This is a genomic window from Streptomyces phyllanthi, from assembly GCF_009377205.1.
GTDB classification, from domain to species: domain Bacteria; phylum Actinomycetota; class Actinomycetes; order Streptomycetales; family Streptomycetaceae; genus Streptomyces; species Streptomyces phyllanthi.
The window spans coordinates 1-16100 of sequence record NZ_VJZE01000185.1 but is presented as its reverse complement, the minus strand read 5'-3'; the positions used below and the strand labels follow the sequence as shown (position 1 = coordinate 16100).

Here is a 16100-nt window from a genome sequence, read left to right as displayed (position 1 = left end):
GGGCGGGGCTGGGCGGACCGGGCACGACGGACGGGTCCTCAGCCGAACCGCCCGATGATGGCCCGGCACGTCCGCTGCATCTCCTCGTCGCGGTCGATGCGCGTGCCCCAGCCGCCACGCCCGGGAAGGGCCAACTGCGACCGGATCTGCGGCAACGCGGGTTCTGCGGCCCGGCCCATCCGGTCCAGGCACGACACGACATGGTGGGCCGTCGCGGAGTTCTGTTCCCAGGCCTGGAGCAGGGTCTCCAGCACGGTCGGCGCCTCAGTCTCGCCGCCGATGTCCCAGAGCGCGACCGCGCAGTGGACGCGAACCCATTCATAGCTGTGGCTCAGCAGTTCCCGCAGGCGCGGCAGCGCGGCACCGGCGGGAGGCCCGATCCGGCCGAGGACGTCGGCCGCGTCACAGTTCAGGAAGGTGACGTCGGTGCTGAGCAAGTCGAGCAACAGCGGCATGACCTCTTCAAGGTCACCGTTGACGGCCCACAGCGCGGCGGCTGCGGCCGGCCGCACATGGGCGTCGGAGGCGGAGGCCAGCGGCCGGACCGCCTCGACGGCCGGCGCCGCCGCGGGGCCGAATGCCGCCAGTGTCTTCAGGACCGAACCGGCGATGCGCCACTGCTCGTGACGCACCGCCACCGTGAGCGTTTCGGTGACAGGGGGCACGGCCACCGGATCACCGAGCGCGGCCAGGGCGGACAGCAGACTCCCCACGCTCATCTCGGCCTCCCACTGCTGGGTCAGGTCGACACGACGCATCTGGTCGCAGAGTCGTGGCGCGAGCTGGTCCGCCGCCCCCGGCAGGGCACCGGCGACCTCCACCGCGCGCCACGCGTCGACTCCGCTGTCCAGCGCCGTCAGCAGACTCGGCAGGGCGCGCATGTCGCCGAGCCGGGCCAACGCCCGTACCGCCTCCTGATGCGCCCTGCGCAGGTACGGCTGAGGTGCGGCCCATACGTCGGGTCCGTGCGCCGCGCGCTGCGCGGCGACGTGAGCGGCCAATGCCTCCCGGGCCGGTTCGGCGACCTGGTGACATGAGTCGAGGACGGCCGCTGCCTCGGCAGCGACTTGTTGATGCGCCGCGTCCAGGTGTTCGGCGACGAGTGTGATCAGCGCGCCGTGGTCACCACGCCAGGACTTCACGAGGTCCGCGCTCATCCGCAGCGCGTCCAGGCAAGAGCCGGGATCATGGCTGCGCAACTGCTCCGCCAACAGTGCCGTGCGCTCGCGTATCCGTGCTCCCAGCGCCTCGTGGAGGGTGCGCAGCAGTTCCGTGGTGGGGGCGTGGATGCTCCTGTGCCGGTCGAGGTCCTCGAAGGCGGCGACGACCTGCGGTGGTACGTCGTCCTCCGAGACAGGCGGCGTCGTTCGGCGGGGCGGGTCCGCCCACTCCTCTGCGGACACCTTGGCGTGTGTCATGTCCCGCAGCAGGCCGATCGCGGCCGGAACGGCGTCCTCGCCGATCTGCTCCAGGGCACAGCGGGCCCGCTGGACCACTGCCGCGAGGCGGGTGCCGGGGTCCATGGCCGGGTCGGCGGCAAGCCCGGCGAACCACGCCGTCGCCGCGTCCGTCAGCTCCGGCAGACGAAGGGCCAGCGTCGCCATCGCCTCCACCACCAGCAGCCGCTCTACGATCCCGGACTCGGCCGACAACCGGTCGCGCAGCACGGCCGCAGCACGGCTCGCGTCGTCGATGAACAGCGCCAGCCCGGGAATCGCAGCCCGGCGCACGCGGGGATCGGCCTCCGACGCGAACGTGACGAACTCCTCCGCACGCTCCCGCACGATCGCCGCGGCCTCGGCATGGCCCAGACGGTGGGCGTACGTCTCCTCGCAGCGTTCGACGGCGATGCCCCCGATGCTGACCAGCAGCCTGACGATCGCCGCACGGTCGGGAGTGGCGGCGTCACCGGCGAGCTCGAACAGGAACGGCAGGCTCGCCGCCGTACACGGGTACACATCGCCTTGGTGGTGTACGGCGCTGTAGAACTCGTCGAGGGCCTTGTCCCGCTCGTCCGCGTCCGGGGAGCGCATGGCCACGAGCAGCGAGGGAACCTCGTCGGCCGGGCCGTACGCGTGCTCCATCGACGGCCAGTCGATGTCGTGAAGTCCGTTGAACATGCGCGTCACTATGCCGGACGGCACTGACATCGAGATCTTGTGCCGCGCTCCCACGGTCTCCCGCCTCCGCTCAGCAGCAACCGTCAAGCAAGGCTCCGAGCGGAAAGAGCGGCTGCGGCATGTGGTCAGTGGCTTCGGAACACCCAGATGGCAGGTCAGACTCCCTGGAAGCCCGGTGCCCAAGTCAGCTGGATGCCGATGGCTTCGGCAAGTGAGGTCCACCTGTCGTCTGCGGGCTGCTTCTCCAGCACAAGGACGGGGCGTATGGACCAGCCGGAGGCCATGGACCGGAGTTGGTGGGCGTAGTCGAGCACCTGGCCGATACCAAGGCGGATCTGCTGATCCTGGCTGGTGCCGGTCAGACTCTTCACCTCGGCGACGAAGAGCTCCTTCCCGACTGCCCAGCCCGCGTCAAACCGCGGGCTGTTCCTCGTGAAGGTGTGAACCTCGACGTGTCGGTGGGCAAGGTGCTCTATCAGCGCGCCGATGGTGGACTCGTGGGCCGCGGTCCCTTCATCCAGGGCATCGAGGTCCACGGTCAACTCCCGCGCGCCGTGTTGCGTCACCTTCCGCGCGGTGAGGGGTGCGCCAAGGACGTCGTAGGTGGCCGACGCGGGCACCACCACCGGGCCACCGCCTCGCCGAGGACGCCGTAACTCCAGGCATCGTGCGGACAGGCCGTGAATGAGCTCGCCGAATCCGGCTCCGTCGACGACGTGGACGTGATGACCCAGTTCACGCTCGCGCTCGGCTGCCACCAGGGTGTCGCTGTAGTTCCGCCGCTGATCGGACACCTGCTTGCCGGTGAGATCGCCGTGTACAACCAGGCTGATTCCGCCGGAGAAGTCGGTCTTCGTTGTGGCGCCGCGCTGTCTGGCCCTGCGGGCGCACTCGGCACGTACCATCCGCTCGCCGTCCAGGACGATCTTGCCGGTGAAGCAGATCGTCTGCCCCTTGAGACCGTGGACCCATCCCTCACATCCCCGACGCGTCACCCGCACCTCCATGGTCATCCGAGCCCAGTCTGTCGGCTCATGCGCGGCGCGGGAACGGGTCTGTGCCGATTGCCGGGCAGGCACTGTGCCGGTGTCTGTGCTCCGGTCGGCTCACCAACCGGGATAGCGACGCCACCAGTGAGGGTCCCAGCCTTGGACATACTCGCTGCCGCTGGGTGAGTCGACGATCTCGGCCAGCAGGTCGCGGGCCAACGTGTCGAGCACCCAAGCAGCAGGTACCCGGCCTCGGCCGGTGGCCATGTTGCTCGCCTTCGGTCTCGCCATCGGAGTCATGCGTGTCCCACGCAATGGCCCCTTGGGACCGCCTCGCACGCATGGGAATGGCATCCCACGGGGTACCCGGGTCCTGTTGACCCTGCGGCCAGCAGGCGCACCCCCAGTCACCTTCAGGACCGAGGCACTGACGTCGGGCGCCCCGCCCGCGCGGCCGGGCCTGAGCCGGAAGGAGCCGGACGTGGGACACAACGCGGAACACGAGGCCGGAGACGACGCGGGAGGCAGTGACCGGCTGCGGAAGTACCGCGGCAAGCGCGACTTCGACCGGACACGGGAACCCCATGGCCGGGGCGGGGAGGGCGAGGCCCGCGCCGGGGCGGAAACAGAGGACCCGCACTTCGTCATCCAGATCCACGACGCCCGCACCATGCACTTCGACTTCCGCCTCCAGGTCGACGACGTGCTGAAGTCCTGGTCGGTCCCGAAAGGGCCCTCCACCGCCCCCAGGGACAAACGGCTCGCCATTCCCACCGAGGACCATCCCCTGGAGTACGAGGAGTTCGAGGGAGTGATCCCCGCGGGCGAGTACGGCGGCGGCACCGTCATCGTCTGGGACCACGGGACGTACCAGCCCCTGAGCCATGACCGCAAGGGACGGCCCGTTCCCTTCGAGGAGGCGCTGGAGCGCGGGCACGCGACGTTCCGGCTCAACGGCTCCAAGCTGCGCGGCGAGTACGCCCTCACGCGCTTCCGGAGCGGCGAGGAGGACGGGGAGGAGGCGTGGCTGCTGGTCAAAGCAGGGAAGTCGGGCAAGCAGCACAACGACGAGACCGGCACCGGCACACCCGACCCCCGCCGCGCCCGTTCCGTCCGCAGCGGCCGCACCCTGTCCCAGGTCGCCGCGGACGTCCGGGAGGGGTGAGCCGGTAATGACGGACCTCCTGGCCACGCTCCCGGCCGAGCAGAGACGGCTGCTGAGGGACGCCCGTCCGGGGGTGGAGCTGGCCGCCCAGCCGATGCTGGCCACGCTGAGTGACCGGCGTGAGTTCTCCGGCGACTGGATCTTCGAGCGGAAGCTGGACGGGATCCGCGCGCTCGCCGTACGCGAAGGGGACCGCGTCGGCCTGTACTCCCGCTCGGGCAACCGACTCAACGCCACGTACCCGGAGATCGTGGTCGCGTTGGCCGCCCAGGAGCGCGAGGACTTCACGATCGACGGGGAGATCGTCGCGTACTCGCACGGCCGCACGGACTTCTCCCTGCTCCAGCAGCGGATGGGCCTCACCCGACGCCGTGACGTCGAGGCGAGCCCGGTCGCCGTGACGTACCACGTCTTCGACCTGCTCCGCCTGGACGGCGCCGACACCCGGTTGCTGCCGCTGCGCACCCGCAAGTCCCTGCTGCGCCGCGCCCTCACCTACCGCGCTCCCCTGCGCATGACGACGCACCGCAACGAGGGCGGCGCCGAGCTGCTGGCCTCCGTGTGCGCCCGGGACTGGGAGGGCCTGATCGCCAAGCGCGCCGGCAGCCGCTACCAGACGCGCCGCTCCCCCGACTGGCTCAAGCTGAAGTGCTCGCGGGGCCAGGAGTTCGTCATCGGCGGCTTCACCGAGCCGGCCGGCCACCGTGTCGGCTTCGGCGCCCTGCTCCTGGGCTACTACGAGGACGGCAGGCTGCGGTACGCGGGCAAGGTAGGCACGGGCTTCGGCCATCGGCTCCTCGTGGAACTGCACCGCCGCCTGGAGGCCTCGCGAAGGCCGGCGTCACCCTTCGTCGACCGGGTCCGCGAGGCACGCCCCCGCTGGGTCGAGCCGCAGCTGGTCGCCCACATCGCGTTCACCGAATGGACCCGCGACGGGATGCTGCGCCATCCCCGGTTCCTGGGACTGTGTGACGACAAGGCGCCGGACGAGGTGGTCCGGGAGCGGCCGTCCGGCGGCAGGGTCAGATGACACCTCGCGGCGTCGCATGAGGCGTCGCGGCGCCAACATGAGGCCTCGCGGCGTCACAACCAGCCACCCCCTCCGTTCATGTGTGTGAATAGAAATCACATACACATCTATTGACGCGTTCACGGCAGAGACTTAACTTCCGAAGAAAGCGCTTACCCCCTGCCGTGGCGCGGCACCGAGATGCCCGGCCTGTTCATGCACTCGAACAGACCGCATCTTCGCACCCCGGAACCGCCACAGAAAGGGGTCAGCCCATGCGTCTGCTCTCTTCAACCCCCTCGGGAGACGAACGATGCAACTGAGACCCGCCATCGCGTGCGTCAGCGCCGGCCTCCTGGCCGGCACGCTCGTCGCGCTGTCCGGCAACACGGCGCACGCCGCGACCACCCGGTATGAGGCCGAGACCTCCCCGGCGACCTGCACCGGCACCATCGACTCCGACTGGACCGGCTACTCCGGCAGTGGATTCTGCAACGGCACCAACGCGTCCGGCGCCTACGCGCAGTTCACCGTGACCGCACCCGCATCGGGCACGGCGACACTGAGGATCCGGTTCGCCAACGGGACCACCACCGCCCGGCCGGCCGCCCTGATCGTCAACGGATCCACGGTGCAGACACCGTCGTTCGAAGGCACCGGTGCCTGGTCGACCTGGGTCACCAAGACCGTGACCGTCCCGCTGAACGCGGGCAGCAACACCATCCGGCTCAACCCCACCACCTCCGCCGGCCTGCCCAACCTCGACTACGTCGAGGTCGAGACGAGCGGAGACACCCCGCCCCCGGCGAGCAACGCGCTGTACGTGGCGCCGAACGGCACCGACGGTGCCGCCGGTACGGAGTCCGCGCCCACGACGCTCGCCTCGGCGATCAGCCGAATCCCCGCGGGCGGCACGATCTACCTGCGCGGAGGTACGTACAACCACTCCTCGACGGTCACCATCCCGGTGGGCAACAACGGCACCTCGAGCGCGCGCACGAAGCTGTCCGCCTACCCGGGCGAGAGGCCGGTACTGAACTTCTCGGCGCAGAGCGAGAGTTCGTCGAACCGCGGGCTCCAGGTGATGGGGTCGTACTGGCACGTCTCCGGCATCGTCGTGGAGCGCGCCGGGGACAACGGCATCTTCGTCGGCGGCAGCAACAACGTCATCGAGCGCACGGTGACCCGCTTCAACCGCGACACGGGGCTGCAGCTCGGGCGGATCTCCTCCACCACCCCGACCAGCCAGTGGCCGTCCAACAACCTCGTCCTGAGCGCCGAGTCGCACGACAACGCCGACTCCGACGGCGAGGACGCCGACGGCTTCGCGGCGAAGCTCACCACCGGCCCCGGGAACGTCTTCCGCTACGCCGTCGCGCACAACAACATCGACGACGGCTGGGATCTCTACACCTACGCCGACGAGGACCCCATCGGCGCGGTGACCATCGAGGACTCCCTCTCCTACGAGAACGGCACCCTCAGCGACGGCTCGCAGGCCGGCAACGGCGACCGCAACGGCTACAAGCTCGGCGGCGAGAACGTGCCCGTCAACCATATCGTCCGGCGCAGCTTCGCCGTCGACAACGGCAAGCACGGGTTCACCTACAACAGCAATCCGGGCACGATGACGATCTCGAACAACGTCAGTGTCAACAACACCCAACGCAACTTCAACTTCGACGCGGGCACATCGGTGTTCCGGAACAACACCTCGTGCCGCAGCGGCAGCGGCACGAACGACCGGATCATCGGCGACGCCGACAGCTCGAACCAGTTCTGGTCCGGCACGAACGGCTCCCGGTGCTCCTCGTACTCCGGTGCCCTGGGCTGGTCCTTCGCCTCGGACGGGCGCCTCGTCGTGACGTTCGGCGGCAACCAGGTGACGCCGTAACCGGCAACTCCTGGTCGTCGATCACCCTGGTCGGCCAATCCGGTTCGCCCGGACTGGCCGACCAGCCACCTGCTGCGGGAAGACCGTTAACCGGACTGCGTGCCAACGCCGTACGCCGAGAGGCATCACGTCGGTTGCCGCCTCGGTCAGCGCTGTCCCCGTGGTACGACACAGGTACGCGGCGTGAAGATCCAGCGGTCCTTCGTGTACGTGGCGCCCAGAACCCGACCGCCTTCCCGCAACCATGGATAACGGGCCTGCAGTTCCACGTAGTTGTCGTTGGTGACGATCACCGCGTCCGACTCATCGGCGATGGCCACGATGAGGGCGTCGCCCTTCCCCTCCGTGCCGGCCGGGGGCTGGACGATGTCACCCTTGCTGAGTGCCGCGTTGACCGCGTCCTTCTCGTCAGAAGCCACTCTGTGCCGGAAACTGGCGTCCACCACCATGTGGATTTCGGCTCCGGGATACTTCTTCGCCAGCGCGTCGCGTCCGCTGAGGAGTTGGGCGAAGCTCGGACGGTCGTCCGGCTCGTACACGCCGGGTCGGGCGGGCGAGCGGCCGATCCAGGCCAGGTTCGATCCGTCGACGACGAGGGTGTGCACGTCGTCGTTCTGTTCGGGACTCCCGACGCGTGAGCGGCGTACACCCGAGTCTGTCCCCTCTCCAGCCCTTGCCGCCAGCAGGAGCGGGGACGGTGCGGGGTTCGCCGCCAGGAGGTCGTCGAGTTCTTTGCGCACCTCCGGCGTCGGGCCGCCGGAGCCAAAACTCTTCACCTCTTCGTCGAGGATGACCTCGCCGGTGTGCTCCAGCGTGGCTTTAACGTGCAGCAGACCGTTGGAGTCATAGGTGTACTCCAGGTCGAAGCGTGACTCGTCCTTCACACGCGGCGTCGCGTATTCCAGCGGCAGCTCCGTGAGCTGGACGTTGTCGGGGTCGGACAGCTCTTTGTCCGGGTCCCCCTCCCAGATCTCCACGAGGAGCTTGCGCGCGTAGTCGCGGGTCGGCGTGTAGCTCTTGTGCTCGCTCCACGGCAGGGGCGAGTTTCTGGGGATGATCTCGCTGAAGCGCTTGCGTCCGTCGGCGTCCTTGACCCGCGTTCCCAACGCGTGGCTGTTGGCGACCTGGATCACGCCCGACGCCTCCTTGGCGAGGACGGCCGAGGCGATCGCCGCCCCGCGGCCCACCGCGGTCATGGGATCGCACAGATGCGTGGGGACGGGCTCCATCTGCAGGGCTTCCGCCACGGCGGCCCGCACGCTCGGGATCTGGCTGGTTCCTCCGATCATCAGGACGTCGTCCACGTCCAGCGGGGCCATGTGGAGGTCCCTCAAGCACTCCTCGACCGGAGCCAAGGCACGGTCGACAAGATCGGTGATCGCCTCCTCCAGCTCTTCCTGGAAGATCTCCACCTCCCTGTCGTCGGGCGTCCTGATCTTCACGGACGGCTCGGAGGACAGCAGGATCTTGTTGCGTTCCACGTCGAGGCGGAACTGCCGCTCCTGGGCGGGCGTCCACTCGCGACGCGCCGGCGCCCTGTCCAGGACCAGCTTGCGCAGGCGCCGGTCGATCTCGAGCCCTCCGAGTTCCGTCACACCGCGGGACGCGCGTTCCTCGAAGAAGCCGTCCTCGTAGTCCAGCACCGTGACGTCGATGGTGCCGCCGCCCCAGTCGAACACCACGATCTGCATGTCCTCACGCATGTCGTGCACGTAGGAGATCGCGGCAGCGGTCGGCTCGTTGAGCAGGGCCTGGACCTCGATACCGGCGAACCGCGCAGCGGCACGCGTCCGGTAGCGAGCCGCTCCCGTGGCGTTCGCGGGGACGGTGATGACAGCACGGTCGATCTCGGTGAGGTTGTGCCGCGCGCCTTCCTTCATGGCGGTGAAGACACCCGCGGCGGCGGTCGTCGCCGCGAAGCGACGTCCGTGGACGTTCACGTACTCGTCGCTCTTGAGCAGGCGCTTGCAGGCTTCGGCGGCCTCTTCGGAGCGCAGCTTCGCCTCCCAGCCGAAGAGCGGTCCGCGACGCAGTGAACTCATACCGACGACGGAGGGGAACAGCAGGTCGAAGCCGGGGTAGCGCCAGTCGGCGTCGAGGTGGTGTGCGTCGAGTGGCAGCACCTCGACGTCGTCGCCCTGCCACTGTGCGACGACGGAGTTGGTGGTGCCGAAGTCAATGCCCGTCGAAGTCACGCCTTCTCCTCCCCTTGAGTTGCGCCCGGCACGGCGTCGGAGTCCGCGCGTGTCCCCTGGGCGGGCACGCGGCGCAGTTGGCCGGACAGGATCAGCTTGCCCGTGGCCTGGTCGACGTAGGCGGGCCGCACGACCTCGAAGGCGTCGCCGTCGCCTTCGACGACGACGAAGAGTTCCTGTTCCTCGCAGTTCTCGACGACGCGTACGCCCGAATCGACCAGCATGGCCCGGATCCCTCGGCGCATACTCAGCGCCGGAGGCTGCGTCGCCCAGTTGACGGAATCGGTTTCGGCAAGCCGGGCCACGTACTCCTCCCGCGTCCGGAAGGCATCCAACACCGCACGGCGCAGCGCCGTGGCAACCTCTGCGCCACCCGGCCGGTGGTCAGCCGGCAGGGCATCGACCAGTTCTCGAGCGCGCTCGGTGAAGCGCGCCAGCAACTGAGCCGGGTCGAGCAGTTGCTCGGGCCGGTAGGTGCGCGCGTCCATGTCGCTCTCCCAGGCTCGCGCCTGCCGCCTGCGATTCGTGCCGGTGGGCTTGTCGGCCTTGGCAGTCCCGCCGACCTGTCGCTTGCGCTTGTTGCTGGGGCTCATACTGTCGTCCTGTGCTGGTGATCCGGGCGCCGAGGCGCGTTGAGCAGGGTGGGAAGGAGCTCGGCGAGCGCCCTGTCGCGTACGACCGTGAGGTCGGCCGGGTCCTCCGGTTCGGTCCGCCGCGGCATGGGCTCGGCCGGCGGCACCAGGGTGACCGGGGGCGCGCTGGGCAACGCGAAGGTGTCCGCGTCCAGTGGCAGGCCGAAGATGTCGGACCAGTCCTCGGCCTGCTCCGCCTGCTGGATGCGGCGCATCGCTCGGTTCAGCCGGGCCGCCTCGTCCCGGTCGTCGACGGATTCGCGTCGTAGGTCGCGGTATCGCTGTTTCCAGAACGGCGAACCGTTGGGGAGCCGGAGTTCAAGGTACGGGTTGGCGGCGTCGGGCCGGGCGTTGCGCGGTGTCGCACGCCGCCGCTTGACCAGCTCCAGGTTGGCCTCCGCCTGAGGATGGCGGTCGGCGACGCTGGTGAGGGTGATCAGCGCGCTGTCCAGGTCCTCGTCGACGAAGGCCAGGTACGCGCTCATGTTCACTGCCTCGGCGTGCTGCCGGGGGTCGCCCTCCTCGTACGCCACCAGCTTCTCCAACTGAGCACGGGCGGACCTCAGTTCACCGGCGCAGATGGCGTCGTAGGCGTACCGCAGCGCCACCAGCGCATGGAAGGCGCTCCGAGCGGGGTTCACCGCTGCCTTGGGTTCCCACAGGGCCGACATGAGCCGCCACAGACCGGGGTCGGCGAGCATGTCCGGGTCCCAGTTGCCGGTCAGGGCCCCGTCCTGGACGCGGCGCAGCCGAACGACGAGGGGGCGCGGGAGGAAGGACTCCAGTTCCTTGAGCCTGCTCGTGTCTCCGTCTGCCGCGCGCTGCAGGAGGTCGTACCTGCTTCCCTCCGGCCATTCGTCGTCCTCTCCGGCGAGGAACCGCTGTCGTTGGACGGCCTCCTCCCACCCGATCGTGAGGGCGGCATCCGGGTCGGCCTCCTCCGGTGCCAGGCGAGCGAGGAGGTACTGCTTCTCGTCCTCCTCCGACCGCAGCCGCCAGGGTTCCGCGTCACGCGCGACCGCGCCCGCGTCGATGAGGTCGTCGACGAGTCCGAGCGGAATCCACGGCAGTGTCCGCGCGCACAGAGCGGGGGTGAGGGTGTCGAGTTCCTCGTTGCGCACTGCGTACTGCAGGGCGAACGCGCCGGAGGGGTCCTCGGTCAGGGACGGACGAGCCTCTCGTTCCAGCGTCGCCGGGCCGGAGCCCAGCAGATGCTCGAGCCACCGCTGGCCCGCCGGCGCGAGCCACGGGAGTCCTGCTTCGTGGACCACGGTCATCGCGGCGGCGGTGTGGTTCGGCGCCAGTGTCTCCAGTACGGCCCGCACCGCTGAGGGCAGTTGCGGGTCCGGGGTACCGGCGAGGCACTGCCGCAGCGTCTCCACCGCCCAGGAGGGGGCAGGGGTTTCGCCCGGCTGAACGTCCAGGAGATCGTTCAGCAGCCGTTGCACACGTCGTGCCGCGTCCGCGCCGAACACTCCGGACCTGCGCCACCGGCGCAGCGTGAACCCGTCCGGCCCGCCCCCGTCCTCCGTGGGGCCGTCCGGGGATGCCTTTCGTGCACGGCGCCGCTCTCGCCATGCCTCGACCATTTCCGCCCGCGACATCGATGGGTCCAGGCCCTGGCCGGGTGTCGGCTTCCGCTCGTTCGTCATCTGTCCCCGCAGCGGTCGTTCGTGGCGGGCTCGGTGCAGCGGCCCGCAGGCTCGCGCCTGCTCCTGGTACGTGCGTACGGGCTCACCGGTCGCCGTCCTCCTCCGGTTCGCCGTCGGTGATGTGCCGTGCTCCGGGCCCGGCCCATCCCGAGCCGTCACGCCAGGCCAGTGCCACGCTGAACGCACGGTCGGCGATGTCAGCGGCCCACGGCTCCGTCGGCGGCTCGCGGAGCACTATGACGAGGTACTCGGCCTGCCCTCCGGGGTGGAGGCAGGCGGCCTCCAGCAGGTGCAGGGCCGCTTCCCTGATCTGCGGATAACCGTGGGAGTTCTCGCCCAGGACCTCGAAGAGGGTCATCCCTTCGGGGCCGAGGCTCCAGGCGTCGACGTGATCGCTGTCCCCGACGTCGGTGAAGCGCTCGTAGAGGTCGGCCAGGAGGCGGTGGCGCAGGCTTTCGTGGCTGTGGTCCTTGCGGGCCGTGACCTGGCGCTCGGCAACCGAACTGCCGAGCCCCGGGCTGCCGTTCCCGTCCGTCCCCGCGATCATGCTCTCGTCCTCAAGGGTGGCCGCCGACATGGTGTTCCCTTCACGCTGGTGGTCGTCCGCCTCATGTGCGGCCGGGCTCCGGTAGATCTCGGAGCCCGCCTTGCGGACCGTCGTCAGGACCTGGCCGTCCGATCGCAGGGTCCACTGGCAGCGCTCCCCTTCGACGAAGACGCGCTGTCCCACCCGCTCGATCCGCCCGGTGCGCAGGTCGGCGGACAGGTTCTCGCGGAGTCCGCGCAGGAACTCGTCGTCGGGCTGGTCCGGGCAGCGGCTCAGCCGTTCGTACCCCGCGCAGGCGCTGACGGTGATGTGCAGGCCGCCGGTGGACAGGTTCCGCACCGCCGTCTCGTCGGCGAGGTCGTCGCCCTCACCGGTGGCGGGCTGGGTGAGCGCCGACCTGCGTCCGGCGCGTGCCTCCCACCCGGCGCGCGAGGGGACCCCGGCCGCGAACTGGGCATAGGTGCGTTCGACATGGCCGCTCGCGTAGCCGGTGACGGCTCGCGCCTCGGCATCGAGGACCAGTCGGTAGCCGTCCAGATCGAGGAACCAGCCGTCCGGGGAGCGGAGATGGCGTCCCTGGGCGAGGAAGGGGGTGAGCGTCGCGTGCAGTTCCACGGCTGCCTCGGCCAGGCTGCCCCGGTGCAGCGCGATGAACGCGCCACAGGCCGCCGAGGTGATCCGGATGTCGGCGACGCGCTGCGGTGAGAGCTCCAGCCGTACGTCCGTCACGGTGTCCTGGGGCACGCCCAGGTAGCCCCGCTTCCCTCCGGTTACCGGTGCGGCGGTGCGGAACCCGCCGCATTCGGGTGCTCTGCACCATCCGTCCGGCTGACGTGTCTCGTTGGCGCACCGGGTACCGTCCGCCCGGTAACGGCTGCACGGGCGTGAGCCGGCGCGTGCCCCCGTCTTCTTGCTCGCCTTGGCCATGACCTGCTTCGGCGTGGGTGCGGTGTGCGCCGGTCCGCCGATCCACCGGGGCAGGGGCCGGTGGTGGACGACAGTCAGCGACTGAGTGCACCGGGTCAGCGCCACATACAGACGGCGCAGACCCACCGGGTCGTCCCCCGCGATCACCGAAGGTTCCACGACGACGACATGGTCGAACTCGAGTCCCTTGACCTCGTCGGCGGTGAGGACGGATATGGAGGCGTGCTCCGCGACCGCGGTGGCGACGGTCTCCCGCCAGTGTGGTGCCGTGGGGACGATCACGGCGACGGTGCGACCGGCCGCGGTCCCGTCGGGTCCCCCAGGCCCGCCGAATCCGCCAGGTCGGCCAGGTCCGCCGGCGAGGTTCCGGGCGTGTTCCGCCGCCCGTACGGCGGGGTCGGCGCCCTCCGACACGGCGACCCCGGTACCGGTCCGGCGGACGGAAGTGGGCACGGCGATGCCGGGAGCGCAGTGGGCGCCCAGTGGGCGGACGAAGTCCATCACCTCACCGGGCACGCGGAATCCGGTCAGCAGCTCGGCGAGCCTCCGGCCACCCCTGCCGGCCAGAGCCGTTCCCAACTGCTCCCAGTCCTCGTACGGGAAGGGGCCGGTCGCCTGGGCGAGGTCCCCCAGGATGGTCATGGAGCCGCTGGGACAGCGGCGCGCGAGGGACCGGGCCTGCATGGGCGTGAGCTCCTGGGCCTCGTCGACGACGAGGTGACCGTAGGTCCGTTCGGGCCTGCCGGACAGGACGTGTTCCAGCTCGTCGAGGCAGACGAGGTCCTCGAGGCTCGGTTCGCGGAGGGAGGCGTCGCGTGCGGCGGCCTCGTGGTACGTGGTCAGCTGCGACTGCTCGGCGGAGGTCAGGACACCGTCCGCCGCCGCGGACAGGGTGGCGGCACTGGAGAGGAGTTTGCGCAGCGCCTCACGCGCCGTCAGCTCTGGGGCCATGCGCCGCAGCAAGCGCGTGACGGGGCGGGACCGTCGTATCTCGGTGAAGTAGTCGGTGTCGGCGGGGCCGGGCAGCAGGCTCAGGTACGCCTGGGTGAGGTGCTGGACGATTCTCTGGGCGCAGCGCTCCTGCCGCACCCGGTAGGGGCTGTCCCCGGCGAGGGCGTCCTCTGCGATCCGTGCGAGCTCGGCGACCGGCACGACCACCTCGCGGCGGCGCAGCTCGAAGGTGAACACCGGCCCGCCCACGAGCGCTTCGAGGCGCTCGACACCGGTGATGGTCTGGTTGTCCACGGCCCGCTGAAGCACGAGACTCATGCGTGCGTCGGACTTGACCAGAGCGACGGGGCCGGGGTCCCTCCGGGCCGTGGCGCCCGACCACAGCGCGGGCAGCTCCAGCATGGTGACACCGCCGTTGCCCAGCTCGACCAGGGCACTGCGCGCATACTCCAGGAACCCCCGGTTCGGTCCGACCACCAGCATGTTGTCGGCGGCCACGTGGTTGTTGTCCAGCAGCCAGCTCACGCGGTGCATGCCCACCGCCGTCTTACCGGTACCGGGCCCGCCCTGCACGATCAGCACACCGTCCGGTTCTTCGGTGACGAGCCGCAGCTGATCGCGCTGGATCGTCTCGACGATGTCGTGCATGGCACCGTCGCGTGCGCGGTCGAGTTCGTCGAGGAGGTGGTCCCGCCATTCCTGTTCGGCGCTCTTCCCGGCTTGCTCGTCACCGTCGTCGATCGCCTGCCCGGCTTCGGCGGGCTGTGACGGGGCGGCGCCTTCCGGAGGCTCCGGGGACTCTGAAGTCTCCGGCGTCTGCGGGGTCTGCGGCTCCCGGGTCTCCAGGGCCTCCTGGACGGTCTCGTACGGCCGCGCGGCGGCGCCTGTTCCGTGCAGGTCGAAGTAGCGCTTGACGAGCTGTTCGTCGCAGACGATCTGGCGCAGCAGCCGTACGTCCCCCGGCTCCTGCTCACTGGTCAGGCGCCATCGGACCGCCGCCTCCGAACTCCAGGAGATGACAGCCGCGTTCTGTTCCGTGTCGAAGACCGACCGGCGTCCGATGTAGAACGTCTCCCGGCCGTTTCCTTCGTCCACGTCCGCCCGCATGAAAACAAGGGCGTTGCGGCCGAGGTCCAGTGCGGCGAGTTCACGCTGCCAGGCACTCTTGAGGTCGATCGCGTCCTTGCCGCTGGCGGCGGCGCCCACTCCCTTGAGGGCTTCGGCCCTCTGCCGGGCGCGCTCCAGGCAGTGGTACGCGTGGTCGACCGCCCGCTGCTCCTCCGCCAGCACGTCCGCCCGTCGTGCGCGCTTCGACATCCCGCCCCTTCTACCCCTTCTGTTCTGTTGGTGTGTGTACCGCCTCGGAACAGGACGTCAGAGATCGGTTGATTCTTGGACCTTGCCGGAGTGAGTGTAGTTGTCATGACACTCCCCACGTCACGGTCTGTCACTTTTCCCTGCTCCGGCACGGACGCCGTCCCGTTCAGCCGACCCGCTTCCACTCCTGGCACCGGTTCGTCTTGAAGTACTCACCGTTGTTGAGGGTCACGCGGCCAGGGCCCTGGAGGTTGTTGTTGGTGATGATGGAGTCGAACTCCCCGCTCGCATCCTTGGCTCGCTCCCAGTAGCAGCCGAACTCCCCCTCCGGTCCGGCCGTCTTGTACGTCCCGGCCTTGATGTCTTCGCCGACGAGGTACTCCCCTTCCCCGGAGAAGCTGCTCGCCGGCTCGGCCTCCTTCGTCTCCTTCGGCATGGCGGTGACCGTCTCGGTGACGGTGACGGCGGGCTCGGCCTCGCCCTGTTCGGTGACGGTGACCGTCGGCCGAGGGTCCGACTTCGCCTCCGCCGCGCTCGCTCCACTCGCTCCGCCCTCACCGCTCGCGCCGATACCGGCTCCTATGAGCAGGGACACCAGGGAGACGGCGCCGTAGATGATCCACGGTCTGCGTCCGCCGGGCGCCTTGGGTGGGGAGGTCGGGGCCGAGGGCGTCGGACCCCAGGCGCCGTGCGGGGTGGGGG

General features: G+C 69.8%; 10 protein-coding genes. 3 read left to right on the top strand and 7 right to left on the bottom strand.

All coding sequences use genetic code 11. The features are described from left to right. Positions 1 to 38: 38 nt before the first annotated feature. On the bottom strand, positions 39 to 2120 hold the full coding sequence (locus FNH04_RS24350; protein ID WP_152787661.1) for a HEAT repeat domain-containing protein: 2082 nt from the start codon (positions 2118 to 2120) through the stop codon (positions 39 to 41). Positions 2121 to 2275: 155 nt separating this feature from the next. Next, on the bottom strand, positions 2276 to 3115 hold the full coding sequence (locus FNH04_RS24345) for a BRCT domain-containing protein (RefSeq protein WP_194236799.1): 840 nt from the start codon (positions 3113 to 3115) through the stop codon (positions 2276 to 2278). 475 nt (positions 3116 to 3590) lie between these two features. Here FNH04_RS24345 and FNH04_RS24340 point away from each other — a divergent pair, with 475 nt between their 5' ends. The 3 genes from FNH04_RS24340 to FNH04_RS24330 all read left to right on the top strand — a co-directional run bounded on the left by FNH04_RS24340 (position 3591) and on the right by FNH04_RS24330 (position 7177). Further along, positions 3591 to 4274: a DNA polymerase ligase N-terminal domain-containing protein gene (locus FNH04_RS24340; RefSeq protein WP_322723717.1), complete on the top strand. Its 684-nt coding sequence runs from the start codon at positions 3591 to 3593 to the stop codon at positions 4272 to 4274. Positions 4275 to 4281: 7 nt separating this feature from the next. Then, positions 4282 to 5304, top strand: a complete 1023-nt coding sequence (ligD, locus tag FNH04_RS24335; RefSeq protein WP_152787658.1) for a non-homologous end-joining DNA ligase — start codon at positions 4282 to 4284, stop codon at positions 5302 to 5304. A gap of 292 nt (positions 5305 to 5596) precedes the next feature. After that, on the top strand, positions 5597 to 7177 hold the full coding sequence (locus FNH04_RS24330) for a carbohydrate-binding protein (RefSeq protein WP_194236798.1): 1581 nt from the start codon (positions 5597 to 5599) through the stop codon (positions 7175 to 7177). Positions 7178 to 7323: 146 nt separating this feature from the next. On the opposite strand, the gene FNH04_RS24325 is transcribed toward FNH04_RS24330, so the two are convergent. The 5 genes from FNH04_RS24325 to FNH04_RS24305 form a co-directional block, all read right to left on the bottom strand. Further along, on the bottom strand, positions 7324 to 9372 hold the full coding sequence (locus FNH04_RS24325; protein WP_322723715.1) for an Hsp70 family protein: 2049 nt from the start codon (positions 9370 to 9372) through the stop codon (positions 7324 to 7326). Then, positions 9369 to 9965: a hypothetical protein gene (locus tag FNH04_RS24320; protein WP_152787656.1), complete on the bottom strand. Its 597-nt coding sequence runs from the start codon at positions 9963 to 9965 to the stop codon at positions 9369 to 9371. Before FNH04_RS24320 ends, FNH04_RS24325 begins: the two co-directional genes overlap by 4 nt. After that, entirely contained in the window at positions 9962 to 11656 is a 1695-nt protein-coding gene (locus FNH04_RS24315; protein ID WP_194236797.1) for a hypothetical protein, read from the bottom strand. The genes FNH04_RS24320 and FNH04_RS24315 overlap by 4 nt, the downstream gene beginning before the upstream one ends. An 82-nt stretch (positions 11657 to 11738) precedes the next feature. After that, a complete protein-coding gene (locus FNH04_RS24310) occupies positions 11739 to 15398 on the bottom strand; it encodes a HelD family protein (protein WP_152787653.1) in 3660 nt (1219 codons plus the stop codon). A gap of 166 nt (positions 15399 to 15564) precedes the next feature. Further along, the coding region (locus tag FNH04_RS24305) for a hypothetical protein (RefSeq protein WP_228031591.1) at positions 15565 to 16100 on the bottom strand (536 nt) is incomplete at its 5' end.